The 16,667-nt window shown below is 52.7% G+C and carries 12 protein-coding genes; 7 read left to right on the top strand and 5 right to left on the bottom strand.

What is annotated here, in order from left to right; all coding sequences use genetic code 11:
- Positions 1-12: 12 nt before the first annotated feature.
- On the bottom strand, positions 13-720 hold the full coding sequence (gene pepE, locus B5D63_RS22005; protein ID WP_078670989.1) for a dipeptidase PepE: 708 nt from the start codon (positions 718-720) through the stop codon (positions 13-15).
- A gap of 454 nt (positions 721-1,174) precedes the next feature.
- The gene (locus B5D63_RS35105) at positions 1,175-1,324 is read right to left on the bottom strand and encodes a hypothetical protein (protein ID WP_159456112.1); all 150 of its coding nucleotides are present in this window, start codon (positions 1,322-1,324) and stop codon (positions 1,175-1,177) included.
- A gap of 204 nt (positions 1,325-1,528) precedes the next feature.
- Here B5D63_RS35105 and B5D63_RS22000 point away from each other — a divergent pair, with 204 nt between their 5' ends.
- Positions 1,529-2,689, top strand: coding sequence for an aldose epimerase family protein (locus tag B5D63_RS22000; protein WP_078670988.1), 1,161 nt, complete (start codon positions 1,529-1,531; stop codon positions 2,687-2,689).
- Positions 2,690-2,736: 47 nt separating this feature from the next.
- Here B5D63_RS22000 and B5D63_RS21995 read toward each other — a convergent pair whose 3' ends face one another.
- Positions 2,737-4,212, bottom strand: coding sequence for a RagB/SusD family nutrient uptake outer membrane protein (locus tag B5D63_RS21995; protein ID WP_143313032.1), 1,476 nt, complete (start codon positions 4,210-4,212; stop codon positions 2,737-2,739).
- Positions 4,213-4,223: 11 nt separating this feature from the next.
- The gene (locus B5D63_RS21990) at positions 4,224-7,307 is read right to left on the bottom strand and encodes a SusC/RagA family TonB-linked outer membrane protein (protein WP_078670986.1); all 3,084 of its coding nucleotides are present in this window, start codon (positions 7,305-7,307) and stop codon (positions 4,224-4,226) included.
- A gap of 725 nt (positions 7,308-8,032) precedes the next feature.
- Between B5D63_RS21990 and B5D63_RS21985 the strand changes: the two genes are divergently transcribed.
- The gene (locus tag B5D63_RS21985) at positions 8,033-9,088 is read left to right on the top strand and encodes a hypothetical protein (RefSeq protein WP_078670985.1); all 1,056 of its coding nucleotides are present in this window, start codon (positions 8,033-8,035) and stop codon (positions 9,086-9,088) included.
- Between the two features lie 9 nt (positions 9,089-9,097).
- On the opposite strand, the gene B5D63_RS21980 is transcribed toward B5D63_RS21985, so the two are convergent.
- On the bottom strand, positions 9,098-9,694 hold the full coding sequence (locus tag B5D63_RS21980) for a DUF4159 domain-containing protein (protein WP_200817070.1): 597 nt from the start codon (positions 9,692-9,694) through the stop codon (positions 9,098-9,100).
- 175 nt (positions 9,695-9,869) lie between these two features.
- Here B5D63_RS21980 and B5D63_RS21975 point away from each other — a divergent pair, with 175 nt between their 5' ends.
- Genes B5D63_RS21975 through B5D63_RS21955 form a run of 5 tightly spaced genes read left to right on the top strand, consistent with a single transcriptional unit; the run spans position 9,870 to position 16,647 of the window.
- Positions 9,870-10,853, top strand: coding sequence for an AAA family ATPase (locus B5D63_RS21975; protein ID WP_200817069.1), 984 nt, complete (start codon positions 9,870-9,872; stop codon positions 10,851-10,853).
- Between the two features lie 5 nt (positions 10,854-10,858).
- On the top strand, positions 10,859-11,743 hold the full coding sequence (locus B5D63_RS21970; protein ID WP_078670982.1) for a DUF58 domain-containing protein: 885 nt from the start codon (positions 10,859-10,861) through the stop codon (positions 11,741-11,743).
- Positions 11,744-11,745: 2 nt separating this feature from the next.
- Positions 11,746-13,077 carry a BatA domain-containing protein gene (locus B5D63_RS21965; RefSeq protein WP_078670981.1) on the top strand — a complete coding sequence of 444 codons (1,332 nt, stop codon included), beginning with the start codon at positions 11,746-11,748 and terminating at the stop codon, positions 13,075-13,077.
- The gene (locus tag B5D63_RS21960) at positions 13,070-15,211 is read left to right on the top strand and encodes a DUF4175 family protein (RefSeq protein ID WP_078670980.1); all 2,142 of its coding nucleotides are present in this window, start codon (positions 13,070-13,072) and stop codon (positions 15,209-15,211) included. The genes B5D63_RS21965 and B5D63_RS21960 overlap by 8 nt, the downstream gene beginning before the upstream one ends.
- Positions 15,208-16,647, top strand: coding sequence for a hypothetical protein (locus B5D63_RS21955; protein ID WP_078670979.1), 1,440 nt, complete (start codon positions 15,208-15,210; stop codon positions 16,645-16,647). Before B5D63_RS21960 ends, B5D63_RS21955 begins: the two co-directional genes overlap by 4 nt.
- Positions 16,648-16,667 lie beyond the last annotated feature (20 nt).

Below are 16,667 nucleotides of genomic sequence, written 5' to 3'. Positions count from 1 at the left end.
CGTTTTACTGTTTTACTGCAGAAAATTCAGGCTGCTGCCGGGGGATATTTCATAAGGCGTTTTACCAGCTTCAAAAACACGGGCGGCAGGATGGCCCTCCAGTGTGATATTGTCGCCTTTAACCAGTATCCAGCCGCCTTCCCGCAGGCCCAGCACAGGCGTGTTGTGCTGCGTATGGAACTCCCTGATGCGTGTTTCACGCGTTTCGCCCATATGTGGCAGGTCAGGGATGGGGTCGAGGTAATGCGGGTTCAGGTTGAAAGGCACCAGCCCCATCGTTTGAAAGCCCGGCGGATATACGATCGGCATATCATTGGTCGTTTGCATGGAGACGCCGCCGATATTGCTGCCGGCGCTGCACCCCATATACGGGCGGCCAGCTTCCACGGCTGCTTTCAGCTTGTCCATCAGCCCGCGCTCCAGCAGTTCCTTTACCAGCAGGAAAGTGTTGCCTCCACCGGTGAAAAACCCCTGTGCCTCACGGACAGCCGCTGCCGGATCGGCAAAAGTATGAAGCCCTTTCACCGCTATCTGTAAAGGCGCAAAAGCCGCGGCGGCCTTCGCCGTGTATTCATCATGGGAAATACCACCCGGACGGGCAAAAGGCACAAAAATAATTTCAGTAATGCCGGCAAACAGTGTTTTCATCACTGGTGTCAGATAAGCCAGGTAACCTTCTCCGTAAAGGGTAGACGTGCTGGCCAGGACAATATGTTTCATGTTACATTTTTCTCGAACGCCAAAATTAAGGGTTCGGGGGGAGAAAAACAGCGCTTTGCCCTCAGGAAAAGAGGAAGACGACCGGTAATGCTACCTGGTTTTTTTATTGCTGTTGTCACTTCTTTTGCCGGAAGATTTTAATTTTTGGCTAGTGGTCCTGTAATAACGAATGGCTTCATTGATGATCTGACGATCTTTATCTGTCAGTGGTTTGGGATCAACTACCCAATCAACTCCCTTCGGTTCCTTGACGTATCCCATATGCTATTGTTTATAATATTTATTAATGAGAACTTCCGGTATTAAATGGGGCACTTTCAATAAGGTGAATGTAATAGTGGTTGTTACAATTGCTTAAGCTCATGAGCCCTTGAATTATTTCACGGTTATCGATAATAGTGAGCTTATAAGTAATCCTGTCTTTTAAACGAAATTCCTTTTTCCAATCAAATTTTCAGCTGGTTTTTACTGAAATTGCCTTCAGATCACCCTTGCTGACGGGATTGACAATAGTTTCGAAACTGTCTCCCGGGATGGTGTTGACAATACTGTTGGTGAGTTTGTCAATAGGTACTTCAATACGGTATTTAGTTATTGTTGACATGAGCTAACAAATAATGGCGAAAAATATGGTTACATCTCAATAATACCGACAAATAACTATTTCTGTAGATGGCATCTTGTTAATATAACTTTATTTGTAAATGATTCACAGAGGCAGAGAAACGAAATTAACATCTCCCCATTTCTTCTTTTCCCTAATTATCACGATATTTAACGATACTATTCACTTAACCTTATATACGTTATGGAAATGAACCTCAGGGGGCTCTCGGCCCTGATGATCTCAGGCGCCGCCCTGTTAGGCGCCTGCAACGGCACGAACGCACCTAAAGAAGACAGCAAAACCGGCACCGATACGGCTGCCGTGGCTGCTACTGCCGCCGCTCAAAACTACGGACAGGCTGATGGCCAGGAAGTGCTGCAGTACACGCTCCGCAATGCCGCCGGCATGGAAGTGAAAATTTTAAACTACGGCGGTATCGTCACCGATATCATCACGCCCGACAAACAAGGCCAGAAAGCCAATGTGGTATTGTCTTACGATGCACTCAGCGGCTACCAGCAAAAAGGACAGCCTTATTTTGGCGCATTGATAGGCCGGTATGCTAACCGTATCGCGAACGCCAAATTCAAACTGGACGGAAAAGACTACACGCTGGCGGCTAACGATCACGGCAATACGCTGCACGGTGGTATCAAAGGGTTCGATAAAGTAGTATGGACAGCCGCCCAGGCGGGCGACAGCTCCCTGCAACTGGAATATACCAGCAAAGACGGGGAAGAAGGCTACCCGGGCACCATGAAAGCAACAGTGGTGTATACGCTCACACCCGACAATGCCCTGAAGATCCAATACACCGCTACCACCGACAAGGCTACGCCGGTCAACCTCACCAATCACAGCTATTTTAACCTCTCCGGCGGAAAAGACAGCACGATCCTGGACCAGGAACTGGAACTGAAAGCGAGCCGCTACACGCCGGTGAATGATAAACTCATCCCTACCGGACAACTGGCCCCCGTAAAAGGCACTATGATGGATTTTACTACGCCTAAAAAAGTAGGAAAAGATATCGCTGCAGTAAAAGGAGGATATGACCATAATTTTGTGCTCGATAAAGCAGCCGGCAGCCTGGAAACAGTGGCTACCCTTTATGACCCTGCCAGCGGTCGTTATATGGAGATGTCCACCACCGAGCCGGGCGTTCAGTTCTATTCGGGTAATTTCCTCGACGGCACGTTGGCCAACACCCGCGGCGGACAAAAATACGGGCAGCACGCAGGCCTTTGCCTGGAAGCGCAACACTTCCCCAATTCTCCCAACCAATCGGATTTCCCCGGTGTGATCCTCAAACCAGGAGAAACCTATCAACAAACAACGGTGTATAAATTCTCCACCAAATAATAAATAACCGGTGTTGCAGCAGATGGCCGCAACACCGGTTTGCTTTTTTAGTAGTTCGGGTTCTGTACCAGCGTACCCTTGCTCTTATCTATCTCCGTCTGCGGCATCGGGAAATAATAATGCTTCGGCCGTATGAACTTTCGCGGAGAACCGCCTCTGCTCATTACACTGCCATCATAAGCCAGTTTCGGCTGATTGTTGATAGCCACGATGTCAATCAGTTTTGCTTTGTCCCATCTCAGCAGGTCCTGCTGCCTTTCGTTTTCTCCGCACAGCTCTACTCTCCGCTCATGCATCAGCTCTTTCATACCTGCATTATGTACTGCCGGTAATGTTGCGGACGCACGGGTACGCACTGCCTGTATTTCTGCATCGCCGGCACCGGGGCCGTTCAGCCGTATCTTAGCTTCCGCTACCAGCAGGTAGATATCAGCGCTGCGCATCAGCGGCGTTTTCAGTGAGTAATTCAGACCGCCGGAGGGTTTCCAGGCACAGAATTTTTTGTAGTGGTAGCCGGACCAGGAAAGATCGGGCGTTACAGTTTCTATACTGGTACCTACATTGACTTTATCGCCAGGAGCCATGATACAGATTTCTTTACGCGGATCTCCTGTTTCAAATTCATCTACCAGCGCTTTGGTAGGGTAGAAGAAACTCCAGCCGTTCCATTTACGGGGCGCATGATAAGTGATGAAGTCGGAATAACCATATCCGTCCACCGTTTGTACGGCAAACAGCATCTCGGAGTTGTTGCCGGTGGCCACGCTGAAGTTATCGCTGTAACGGGGCGCCAGTGCGTAATTGGCGTTGCTGATCACTTTGTTGCCCGCCGTAATGGCTTTGTCCAGCTGGCCCCACTCCATATACAGTTTGCACAGCAGACCCCATGCGGTGCCCTTTCTGACGCGACCTTTATCGGTTTCGCCGTACGTCTCCGGCAGCTCTTCTGCCGCCAGCAAAAGGTCTGCTTCTATCTGTTTACGCAGCTCGTCAGCGCTCACTTTGGGTTTGTTGTAATTGACTTTGATGACATCGTCTTCGGTGATGACAGGTACTTCGCCATATACCAGCAACAGGCGCCAGTAAGCGAAAGCGCGCAGGAAATGAGCTTCACCGAGGCAACGTTGTTTGATGGCGGCATCAATGCTGGTGATCTTCGGAATATTGATCAGCGCACTGTTGGCGCGATTGATCATTTCATATTTCCATCGCCAGCCGGCGCGTACGGTAGGAGTGGAGGCATCGTAGGTAAACGCTTCGATGGCATCGTCATAATCGTGATCGCCGCCACGTACCTGGTCATCTGAACAGTTGTCAAAGACAAATTCGTTGAAACCGGTATAGTCTTCTTCCAGCAGGATATTGTAAATGCCGGTGATGCCGTCCACGGCCTGGTCCTGGTTGCGCCAGTAGTTGCCAGTGGTGAAGTTGCCCTGGGGCTGTACGTCCAGCACGTTTTTACAGCCGGATAAAAGGATGGCGGCGGTAAGGCCGGCCAGCAGTATATGTTTCATTGATTGCATGGTCGTCAGTTTTAGAAGTTGAGCGTAGCGCCGAAGGTGAATGTTCTTGCCTGTGGATAGGCGGCCACGTCTACGCCGCGTTGGCGGTTACCATCGCTGGTGCCGGTGCCGCTGCCGTCGCCGGTATAACCCAGCTGTGGCGTGAGTCCTGAATAAGACGTAAGGATGAAAAGGTTCTGCGCCGCTACATATACCCGCACATCGGAGATGCCGGTACGGCCCCATACTTTCGCCGGGATCGTATAGCCGAGCGCGATATTGCGGAGCGAGAAGTAATCACCTTTTTCCACGAAACGATCGGAGGTGCGGTTGTTGCTGTTGTCGCTGGAGAGGCTCACACGCGGCACGCTGTTGCTGGTGCCGGGGCCATGCCAGCGCTGCAGCGCCTCTGCGTACATGTTGTACGGATAGGTAGGGTCCATGCCCTGCATCTTATCGGCGTTGTATAGTTTCACGCCGCCCACACCGGCAAAGGAGAGGCTCAGGTCAAATCCTTTGTACTGCGCGCCTGCCTGGATGCCATAGGTTACGCGGGGATTAGGGTCACCGAGGTTGGTGCGGTCCAGCTCATTCACGATACCATCGCCGTTGATGTCCACAAAACGCACGTCGCCGGGTTTGATATTTTCCTTGTTAGGATCTTTGGCGATGAAAGGATCGCTGTCAATTTCCTGCTGCGTCTGATAGATGCCGTTGGTTTTCCAGCCATAGAAAGATGCCAGGGGCTGACCTTCGTAGGTACGGGAGATCTCCTGGTTCTGCCGGCCATAGTTGGTGGACGAGATATAGGAGCCAGCTTCGTATAGTCGTGTAACGGTATTTTTGATAAGGGAAGCGTTGGCGGAAACATTGTAACGGAACCGCTCATTACCACCCTGGTAGCTGACTTCCAGTTCCCATCCCTTATTGTTCATCTGGCCGATGTTCTGATCGGGGATAGCGGCAGTGCCATGCAGGTCCATCGCCGCTGCGGGCACCAGCATGTCTTTGGTGTTTTTATTGAACCAGGTGATCACCGCATTCAGCCTGTTGTCGAAGAAACCGGCTTCCAGGCTGACGTTGGTCATCTCGGCTTTTTCCCAGGTGATATTGGGATTGGCGAGGCGGGAATTCCATACGCCTACGTACGGACTTTCGCCGAAGTTGTAACGTCTGTCTTTATTGACAGGAGCGAGGTACTGGAAGTCGCGTACGTTCTGGTTCCCCAGCTGCCCCCAACCACCGGTGATTTTCAGGTTGCTCATAAACTTCACGTTGTCTTTGAAGAAGGTTTCATCCGATACACGCCATCCGGCGGAGAAAGCCGGGAAATACCCCCAGCGTCTGCCCGGGGCGAAGCGGGAGGAGCCGTCGGCCCGGAAGGTAACGGTGAGCAGGTACTTTTCTTTGAAGCCATAGAAACCTCTGACGAAGCCGGAGGCGATAGCATTCTGCGGGTTGAAGTTACCACTGGCGTCGTGGATGTCGTTGCCGTTGTCGAGCACGCGTACATCCGGCGACTCGTCGGCAAAGCCCCAGCGTTCGCCTTTGAAGAAGTAACCTTTGGCCACCTGCTGAGAGTACCCGCCGGTGAAGGTCACATGGTGCTGCCGGAAGAATTTATTGTAGGTGAGGAACACTTCGCTCAACTGGGAGCTGTTGGATTCGCTGCGGTTCCATAGTTCGGCATGGTCGCGGGCGCGCGTCTGGTCCAGCACTTTGGGAACGAAGCTGGACTGGTTGAAGATGCTGCCGTCGTAGCCGTAGTTGCCGCGGAGGGTGAGGCCGTCGAGGATTTCCAGTTCAGCGTACACGTTGGCCAGCATGCGATAGTTCTTGGCCCAGCCATCGGTGGTTTGTGCGGTAAATACCGGGTTGTTGATGTCTCCCAGTTCATTGCTGGCTTTGGAGGAACCGTAACTGCCGTCGGGGTTGAATACCGGGATGGCAGGATTGAAACGCAGTGCGCTGAAGATAAGGCCTGTCTGGGAAGAGTAGGTATCGAAGCCTTTGTTCTGACGATAGGTCAGTTGTAGGTTCTCACCAATTTTGATGCGTTTGCCCAGTTTATGTTCTGAGTTGATGCGGACGGTATACCGTTTGAAGAACGTGTTTTCGACGATACCTTTCTCATCGTAATAACCGGCGCTGAAAAGGTAGTTGGAGCTGCTGTTGCCGCCACGGAGGCTCACATCGGCGTTGGTCACCTGGCCGGAGCCAAGCAGGGCACGCTGCCAGTCGGTCCGTTGTTCGGCATAGTAGGGATCGTTCCAGATAGGATCTATTTGTTTACCGTCATTGGTGTAACGTTCTTTCTTCAGCATCACGAGATCGGGAGCGCTGAGCAAAGGGATATACCGGATGGCGTTGGACACGCCTTTGTATACGTTCACGGAGGCTTTCAGTTTTTCACCGTAGTTGCCCTTTTTGCTGGTGATGATGATGACGCCGTTGGCTGCCCTTGTACCATAGATGGCGGAGGAGGAAGCGTCTTTGAGGACTTCCATGGAGGCAATGTCGTTAGGGTTGATGTCGCTGATGCCACCGGCCGGCACCCCGTCGATGATGACCAGCGGCTCGGAGTTGTTGATGGTACCGGTACCGCGTATACGAATACTGGGAGTGCTGCCGGGCTGACCGTCAGACCGCACGATGTCCACGCCGGTGACGCGGCCCTGCATAGCCTGGGCGGCGTCGCTGACCGGCAGGTTTTTGATATCGGAGCCCTTCAGGGAGGAGATGGTGCCGGTCAGGTCGCGGCGGGTCTGGGTACCGTAACCTACCACCAGCACTTCACCCAGCCCCTTGCTGGTAGATTGGAGGGCGACGTTGATGACTTCCCGGTTGCCGATGGTGATCGTCTGTGACGCATAACCGAGAAAAGAAAAGGTGAGCGTCTGTGCCGTTGCAGGTAATGGTAATTTATACACGCCGTTGGCGTCGGTGCTGGTGCCGGTACTGGTGCCAGGCACGGTGATGGTTACACCGGGCAGCCCCTGACCGTCAGGAGCGCCGGTTACTTTGCCGGTGATCGTTCTTTGTGCCATGGCCACTGACGCTATAGCGCAGAGGAAGGCCAGCAGAAAGCCCGTTTTTCTAAGAAAGGAAAACTTCATGATGAATAAATGAGCGGTGAATGAAAACTGTTTGTAAGCGTGATCAATGTTGTTCTGTCTCGTAGTTGGTTGTTTGCTTGTCGTCTTTGGGATAAATAAGTTTTTATTTTTTAGCAAAGGTTTGCATTGAATACGTTTTTCACATGACGCGCGATCTCCCCTGGTCCTTAACTATATCGATTTAGCTAACGACGCCCGCTTTAACATCTCTCTGAAAATGCAAGCGCTAAAGTTTTAGTGGAAAATACAGTTGTTGGTTTTTCTTTTTTGGTCGATGCTGTTTTAATTTTAGACAAGTTAATGAATTATGTAAATTAAGTGTATAGTTTTTTCTCAGCAGGGTACGCCATGTTAATTATCTATTAACAGTTGGGGGGGAAGTATTAAGTGGCCGGGTTTTCAACAGGTTAGCTGTTGACCCGTTTCCGCAACGTTCAGGAAGTATCCCCCTGGTGAGTTGTTAAATAATGCATCAGGATTCCGTATACGCTTGCTACGCCGGTGCTGTAGCGCTTAACCGCCTGCGGTGTTGGTTCTTATCATGTCTTCTTTTGTATGAAGGGTTTCCGTGCATTTGTCTATACTTATACATTTATCCCGCCACATACCATTACTCCTCCACCGGAATCAACCTCAATGTTAACAATGAAGCACCCACACCATCGAAAAAAATATTTGAAAAGCAGCACGCTTTCTGTACATTTATTTTTTTGTAACCCAGTTATATGAACGAACATCCCCCGGCCGCATTACGCTTTGTCTACCGCATCGGCCTTTTTCTGTTGGCAGCTTACCTGGTAGTTTCCGCATGGTCCTTTTATTCAGGAAATAAGTTCCTGGCAGTAGCTATATTCCTGACTGTGACCGGTATGGTGTGGCTGCTGGCAGCTATTATCATGGAAGGTTTAAAAAAGAGAAGCCCGCTAAGACGGAAGATAGTAGCGGTAGGGCTATGTTTGTACATGCTTACGGCAATTTGTGTAAACGATTACACCTTGAACCAGGTATTTGCCCCGTCGTCAGGCTGGTATACGGTGGCGCTGTTGCTGATAGGAGTGAATACACTGCTGCTCGCTTACTTCGATGAGCTGCCACAAGGCATCAGAGCAACGCAGTCTTTTGTATTGGGCATCACTGCATGGATTTTTTTGTACCTGGTCATCTATCTGGCGCCGCTGTATTCGCTGGGTATAATGACTGCTTTTATTTTTGGTATTTCCCTGTCCGTGTTCGCTCCACTGGCGCTGACCTGGTATCATGGCCGCATGCTCCGGAAAGTACTCTGGAAAAACAGGCAATGCCGTTCGGCATTCCTGTTGGGCGCAGGCATATCTGTGGTGGGTATTGCCGGCTTCTGTATTTATTTTGCGGTTGTGAAGCAAAAGGTGGAAGAACGTTATGGGCAACTGGTGGCAAAAGCCGTTGAAGTGAATCCTGAAATGGTACTGGCCGGAGAAGTTTCCGACGGATTTATGATAAAGATGGTCCTGAAAGCCGGTCTCGTATATACTACACCGTTATCTTCTCCCAGGCGCTCATTACTGGAAGAAGGAAGCTTCGCAGATATATTCCGGAAAAGGATACACGATCCGCTGGTGATGATCGCCGCCTTCTTTTGCGGCGAATCTTCTATTCCCGTAGGGGACCGGGAGGTAATTGTCCGGCTTATCTCCGGAGAAAAGGGTTCATCAGAACCGAAGTTTATACCGCCGGTCATCACAGACACCACTGCCGCCCGTACAACATGGAATCCCCCTTCCGGGCATATGGAGCAGGATTGATAATACCGGTTATTGTAATGCGTATACGATAATATTTACGCCGAACTTCGTATTGTCTTCGGCCAGGAAACGTTTGTTGCGGAAATCGTAGTCCCATTCGCAGCCGTAATCTTTATTGCTGTACAATACGCCAATGCGGCCATTAACTTCTATGGCTTTCAGATAGTCGTGCACAAGATCATCGCCCCAGCCATTCAACTCGAAAGAGGTATTGGGTGGCCCTTTCTCAAAATGAAAAAAACTACTGTAGAGAGGATGGGTAGCAGGGATTTTTTTTAACGCATGTGCGCCAAACAGTTGTGTCATCTGTGTTTCAAAGGAACGGGCAAACAAACCATCAATGTCATGGTTGCAGTCGTCCACAAAAACAAAACCACCCCTGTTGACATAATGCCTGAAGTTGGCCGCTTCGGCCGCATCAAACTGCACTAGCTTATGTCCGCTAAGATAACAAAACGGATATTGAAACAGCTCGCTGCTGCTGAGATCTATTACCTTCTCCTGCATAGCCACTGGTATAGTGGTGTACTCGATCAATGAATTGAGCAGGTTGGAAGGCATCCGCTGATCAGTGTCCCAGTCGCCCGACCGGTATCTTAATCTCACAAATGTAAATGTATTCCCTTGCATGCGTTTATCATTGGCTGTTGCCGTCAGTCTAATTTTTCTTCAATTTCATATTTTTATTTCGTTATTTACTAATTTATTATTTGGTTATTTTGTGTGAGAAGAAACCTGCAAGAAATTTAATAACCCGATGCCAAAATCAGAACAAAATCAAATGGGTATACAATTGCTGGAAAAGTTACCGCTGCTTAAACAGGAAATCAGGAAAGTTATTGTTGGCCAGGAAGCCGTGCTGGACGAGGTATTGGTAGCCATGCTGGCAGGAGGCCATTGCCTGCTGGAAGGTGTGCCCGGGCTGGCCAAAACATTGATGGTGCGCACCCTGTCACAGGCGTTGCACCTGTCCTTCCGCAGGATTCAGTTCACCCCCGACCTGATGCCCACCGACATCATCGGCACGGAAGTGCTGGAAGAAGATCACGCAACAGGCAAACGTTTTTTTAAATTCAATAAAGGGCCCTTATTTGCTAATATAATACTGGCGGATGAAATCAACCGTACGCCACCTAAAACACAGTCTGCGCTGCTGGAAGCGATGCAGGAATTTGAAGTCACCTATGCCGGACAAACCTACGCACTGGACAGGCCGTTTTTTATCCTCGCCACCCAGAACCCGATAGAACAGTCCGGTACTTACCCGCTGCCCGAAGCACAGCTGGACCGCTTTCTGCTGTACGTGAAAATCGGCTACCCGTCTGAACAGGAAGAAACCGCTATCCTGTCCGGTACCACCGGCACTCGTAAAGTTGAAGTGCAACCGGTGCTGGATGCCAATGACATCAGACAATTACAGCAACTGGTGCGTGAAGTATCCATCGATGCTGACCTGATATCCTGGGTAAGCCGGCTGGTACGCAACACCCGTCCCGATACCACCACAGTTGACTATGTAAAGGAATGGGTACGCTGGGGCGCAGGGCCAAGGGCCGGTCAGGCGCTGATCCTTACCGCCAAAGCCCATGCATTGTTACAGGGCCGCTACGCCGCTACCACAGAAGATATTACCGCCATGGCTTATCCCGTGCTGCGCCACCGCATCCTCATGAATTTCAGGGCAGAAGCGGAAGGCGTACATCCCGATAAGGTGACGGAGAAATTATTGCAACAAGTAGAAAGAACACCTACCCGCTTATCCTGATCAATATGAGTAATCTGCTGGACCCGAAAGTACTGCTGGCCATCAAAGACCTGCCGCTCGCCGCTAAAACGGCGGTGGATGGCTTTATGGCCGGTATGCACGCCAGCAGGGTAAAAGGAGCCGGACTGGAATTCAGCCAGTACCGCAGCTATCAGCCGGGAGACGACCTCCGCTGGCTCGACTGGAAAATGTATGCCCGCTCCGACAGATACTATATCCGGGAGTCGGAAATGGAAACCAGCATCGATATCAGTTTCCTGATAGATGCCAGCAATTCCATGCTTCATACGGAAGACGGGATCTCCAAAATAGACTACGCCCGTTACCTCGCGGCTTCGCTCGCCTACCTGGCGCATCTCCAGGGCGACGCAGCCGGACTGGCGGTACTACACCATGGCCGCCTTTTTACCATGACGGCCAGAAGGGAAGCCCAGCACATGGCCCGCCTGTATTACCAGCTGGAGCAAATACAACCTGGCGGTACGTTTACAGCGCCGGCACAGTACCGCGATCTCTTCAGCGGTCCGCATAACCGGCAACTGCTGGTTTTCATCACCGATTATTATGAACAATCCGGAGAAATCACCGCTTTGTTACAAACGTTATCGGCGCTCGGCCATGAGATCCTGGTATTTCACCTGTTGGGAGAAAAAGAACGCACCGGCGATTTCCGGGGCTACGATGCGGTAGAGGACCTGGAAACAGGCCAGCGGCTGGAGCTGACAGGCATCGCCGATACAGACTATCCTTCAAAGCTCGAACAATACAACGATCAACTGCGTACGCAATTGCTGCAGCGGCGTATCTATTACCGGCAACTGCTGCTGCAGGAGCCGCTGGATGCCGCCCTCCGCGATTTTCTGAACCAGCGTAATAAAATGAGAAAATAGTTTTGCTGCACCTGCTACAACCCATATGGATGACGCTCGCCGCCGGAATAGCCGTTCCGGTGTTTATCCATTTGTGGCACCGCCGCCCGGGAAAAGTGCTTCGGATCAGCAGTATACAACTGCTCTCCGCCGCTTCCGTACGGCATGCCCGCAGCTGGCGGGTGTCTGACTGGTGGTTGCTATTGCTGCGTTGCCTGCTGATCATCCTGCTGGCGTTGCTGTTGTCTCAACCGGTATGGCGGCAGCCACTGACAACCCGCACCGTAAAAGGCTGGGTAATAGCGGAACAGACGGCCTATCCCGCTTTCCGCACGCAGATCGATTCATTGCTGCGACAGGGATTTCAATTGCATACGCCCGATACCGGTTTTGCACGCCTGCACCGGCCAGACGACATTCCGCCCGATACAGCTGGGGTGACTTACTGGCAACTGCTACAGGCGCTCTCCCTAAAAGTGCCGGCCGACCTGCCGGTATACCTCTTTACAGGCAACCGGCTGGCCCGTTTCTCCGGACCCATGCCCGCAGTAGCATTAACCCTGCACTGGCAAACCATGACACCGCCGGATTCGGTTAGTAACTGGAACGACTATACGTATTTGGCGGATAATGACAGCCTCCGTATCCGGCAGGGCAGGAGCACACCATCCGGCACCACCTTCAGCGTCTTCGATACATTGCCCGGCGCCGCCAACACTATCACGTTGCAGTATACCATTTACACCGATAAATACCAGGAAGACGCCCGCTACCTCGCGGCCGCGCTGAAAGCGGTACAGCAATATACCCATCGGAAAATCAACCTGCTGACGGTAAAACAGGTATCTGCCATACCGGCGTCGCAGGACTGCCTCTGGTGGCTGTCCGACAGCCCCTTGCCAGCCGGTATCAACGCCGGACGGACCATCCGGTATGCCGCAGGTACGCCCCAATCCATAGCTGCCACGATCGGAGGTACCAACATCCGCGTCTTTCAGCGCCTGCCGGTAGAAGATACTACCGGTGCTGCCTGGCCGGACAGCTACGGTAACCCGTTGCTCGCTAAAGACCAGCTCTATACGCACTTTAACCCGGCATGGAATGAACTGCCCTGGAGTGGGGAGCTTCCCGAGAAATTGCTGGAACTGCTGTATCCCGCTGCCGCCGATAAACAACACGACCGCCGCAGCATAGATACCCGGCAACTCGTATTGCCGGCCCGGGCAGTCGCCGTGAAACCGGTTGTCATCCCTCAACAGGAAACGCCATTGGAGAAAATAACCTGGACCGCCCTGTTGCTGGTGTTTTGTGCAGAACGATATCTCTCATTCAAAACAAAGAGCGCTAATGAATGACGTCAACGGTCATATGAAAATAGCCGGTATCCGCACCCGCTGGGTGCGGAGCCAGCAATTGCGTTATGGCTTGTTGTCTATAGCCCTGGCTGCTCCCCTGGCGCTGTTCGGTATTATCCCGGCTATAGCGGGCGGTGTTTTGTCGCTGTTCGTGCAACTGTGGTGGCATAAACCCTGCCGCCTGCAGGAGGAAGAAGTAGCCCGCTACCTGAACCAAACATTCCCGGAACTGGAAGACAGCGCCGCATTGCTGTTAAAACCGGCGGCCGACAGGAACCTGCTGGAAACACTGCAAGCGGAGAAAATCAGCCCCGTTCTGGAAAACCTGCAACTGCCCGGTAAGTTCTACCGGCCACTGCGACAAGCTTTGCTGATAGCGTCTTTTATGGTGGCGTTCACAATAGGCTGGCATATGTTGAATACTTATCTGGCAAAACTGCCGGTAACGACTAACAACGCTCCGGGGCCAGCCACGAAGCCCGAAAAAATATTGCCGGGCATTAACGGCGTACAGATCACCCTGCAGCCGCCGGCGTATATGCGCCGCTCAGCCCTTACCCAGTCAGCATTCAACATCACTGCGCCCGACAGTTCCCTGATAAAATGGGAAATACATACCAATAAAGAAGTACAGGAACTGTCGCTGTTGTTCAATGACAGCACCCGGCTCACATTACAGCCTGATGTGGAGCATACTACGTGGACGGCTACACGGACTGTCCGAAAATCCGGCTTCTACCAGGTGTCCATGAATGACCGTCTGTCTGAACTGTACCAGTTACAGTTGGTCCCTGACCAGCTGCCGGTCATCCGCATCACCAATCCCAAACCCTTTACGACGATCGAATTCGGGCAATCCACCAAAGTAAACGTACAGGCGGCCCTGACAGATGACTATGGCATCCGGGACGCGCATATAGCGCTGACGATCGCCAGCGGCAGCGGCGAAGCCGTTCGCTTCAAAGACCAGGAGCTGCCTTTCGATAACAGTTTCAGCGCCCGGCTGCCCCGGTACCAGGTGAGCAAAACACTGAACCTCACCGCCATGGGACTGAAGCCCGGCGATGAACTGTATTTTCATATACGCGTGACCGATACCCGGCGGCAGGAAAATCGTTCAGACGTGTACATCATCACCCTGCCGGACACGGCACAGCTCTTCAGTATGGAAGGCATGGTGACCGGCGTGGCCTTTAAGCCGGAATACTTCCGCAGCCAGCGCCAGATTATCCTGGATGCTGAACAGCTGCTCCGGGAGAAAGACAGCATCGGTACAGCAAAATTTAACAGCCGCAGTAACGACCTCGGCACCGACCAGAAGCTGTTGCGCCTGCGCTATGGCAAATTCCTCGGTGAAGAATCGGAGTCCAACGTAGGAGATCCCCGCGTAGCGGCGGAAGAAGGACACGATGATCATGACCATGGTCATGATCATCACGGAAAAGAAGCGCATGAAGGAGTGGACCCCGGGGACTTCGGCAACGCCGCCAAAGTGCTGGACGAGTTTACGGACAAACATGACAACGCAGAAGACGCTACCTTCTTCGATCCGGAGATCAAAAAACAGCTGAAAGCGACCCTGACGGAGATGTGGAAGTCAGAATTGCAGTTACGGTTGTATAAACCGCAGGAAGCATTACCATTCGCTTATAAGGCGCTGCGCCTGCTGAAAGACCTCCAGCAGCAGTCCCGCGTGTACGTCGCCAAAACGGGCGTTAAAACCACGCCGCTGAAGCCGGAGAAGCGGCTCACGGGCGAGCAGGACAAGATCCGGCCACGGCAGCAAAAAGAAACGGCCGCCTACCAGGACCAGCTGCTGAAAGTCCGACAGGCCTTAGCGGCGCTCGATGCCATGAAAGCCGGTGATACCGGCGGTCATGCGGCCGTGCTCCGGGAAGCGCAGCAGCTGCTGACAACACAGGCGGCTGCTACGCCTGCAGCGTACCTGCCGGCGCTGGAAGCGATGCGCCGCATACAAACGCTTAAAAGCACGGAGAAGGATATACGTACCGCTCAACGGGGACTGCAAAAAATACTGACAGCACCGCCGTTGCAGCCGCAGCGCACACCGGCGCCGGTATCGCCGTCACTGCCGCAACACTACTTTCATAACCTTAAAACCGGTACGCCATGACCACCTGGAACTACTTTTTGTTGGTAGCCGGCGTCATCGTCGCCGGCTGGCTGATCATACAAGAGGTACGCCGTCCTAAGAAAGGACGGCTGGCAGCACGTATCGTCGTTACGCTGGTAGCTGTGGCGTGCCTGGTTGTGGCTGGCTGGCCCTTATACGTCTCCCGTGAAGAGGCGCCGCCGCGCCCCGCTGTGAAAGCTGCTACCCCGGCAGCGGGCATCGTCGCCTGCGACTGGCCCCGCCGCCTGTCAGCCGGTGCCGAATGGCAGGTGCAGGGAAGATACCGGAATAATACTACCCGACCCGTCATCCTGCGGCTGGCCGGTTTTGATACTACCCTGGATTCTCTGGTGATAGCGCCTCAGCAGGAGTCTTCCTTTTCCCTCAGCGCCCTGCCCCTGCACCAGGGCAGAGCGGTATACCGCATCACCGCTATGGCCGGGAAAGATACGCTGGAACAACAACCGTTGCCGCTGGAAGTGATGCCTGTCACCCCGCTGACCGTGCTTTTTCTGGCGCAGGCCCCCGATTTTGAAAATCGTTTCCTGGCCGACTGGCTGGTACAGCAGGGGAACGCAGTGGCGATGCGTACGTTGGTTGCCAAAAATAAATACCTGCTGCGGTTCTCCAATTTTCCGCAGCAGTCGCTCGATGTGCTCACACCAGCCTTACTCGATAAATTCGATGTTGTGATCTCCCAGGCCGGCGCTATCGATAGAGGTACCCGTGCCCGCCTTGAGGAGGCCGGCATCGGCCTGGTGCTTAAAGCAGACAGCGCCGGAACGCAGCCGCGTCCCCTTCAGTTGAAGCTCCGCTCCGGACGCCGCTTACCGGTCCTGTACACCGATCCGGGACAGGTGTTGCCGTCAGGCAACGGGCAGCTGCCATTGGTAACCGACAGCCTGCATCGCGCTTATGTGACGGTATCGCTGGCAGGCGCAGGTAAACTGGTGCGCAGCCATCTTTTTAACACCTACAGCTGGCAGCTGGAAGGACAGCCCGCTGCCTACGGTCAGTATTGGTCCGCTTTGCTGGAGGCTGCCGCCCGGAAAAAGGCCACTGTTGAGAAAGTAACCGTCCATCCGGCCATCGCGAGGGTATATCAGCCACTGGACCTGCAGCTGGAAACCGCTGCCATACCAACCTTACAGGCTGGTGGCATCAGGTTGTCACTGGCGCAGCATCCCTGGCTGCCGTACCGGCATAGCGGTACCTGGTGGCCGCAGAAGACCGGCTGGCAACAGATCAACACCGGGACCAGCGTTTCCTGGAATTATATCTTCCGGGATGATGACTGGAAAAATTTACGGGCTATGCACCCTTCCTCAGTACCCACACCGCTCCGGCAGACAAGCCTCCTGCCATTGTCGCCCCTGTGGTGGCTGATGCCCTTATTCTTTACGCTCATCTTTTTATGGTGGGAAAAGAAAATGTGACGAGTGGCTGAAAAAAGTAA

The sequence above is a fragment of the Chitinophaga eiseniae genome, from assembly GCF_900167135.1.
GTDB lineage: Bacteria > Bacteroidota > Bacteroidia > Chitinophagales > Chitinophagaceae > Chitinophaga > Chitinophaga eiseniae.
Note: the sequence above shows the minus strand (reverse complement) of the source record. Positions and strands in the feature narration are given on the sequence as shown.

Coding starts and splice junctions, on each gene's coding strand:
- B5D63_RS21955 (WP_078670979.1), top strand. CDS start 15,208: ATGACCACCTGGAACTACTTTTTGTTGGTAGCCGGCGTCATCGTCGCC.
- B5D63_RS21995 (WP_143313032.1), bottom strand. CDS start 4,212: ATGCAATCAATGAAACATATACTGCTGGCCGGCCTTACCGCCGCCATC.
- B5D63_RS21990 (WP_078670986.1), bottom strand. CDS start 7,307: ATGAAGTTTTCCTTTCTTAGAAAAACGGGCTTTCTGCTGGCCTTCCTC.
- B5D63_RS21975 (WP_200817069.1), top strand. CDS start 9,870: ATGGGTATACAATTGCTGGAAAAGTTACCGCTGCTTAAACAGGAAATC.
- pepE (WP_078670989.1), bottom strand. CDS start 720: ATGAAACATATTGTCCTGGCCAGCACGTCTACCCTTTACGGAGAAGGT.
- B5D63_RS21985 (WP_078670985.1), top strand. CDS start 8,033: ATGAACGAACATCCCCCGGCCGCATTACGCTTTGTCTACCGCATCGGC.
- B5D63_RS21960 (WP_078670980.1), top strand. CDS start 13,070: ATGAATGACGTCAACGGTCATATGAAAATAGCCGGTATCCGCACCCGC.
- B5D63_RS22000 (WP_078670988.1), top strand. CDS start 1,529: ATGGAAATGAACCTCAGGGGGCTCTCGGCCCTGATGATCTCAGGCGCC.
- B5D63_RS35105 (WP_159456112.1), bottom strand. CDS start 1,324: ATGTCAACAATAACTAAATACCGTATTGAAGTACCTATTGACAAACTC.
- B5D63_RS21970 (WP_078670982.1), top strand. CDS start 10,859: ATGAGTAATCTGCTGGACCCGAAAGTACTGCTGGCCATCAAAGACCTG.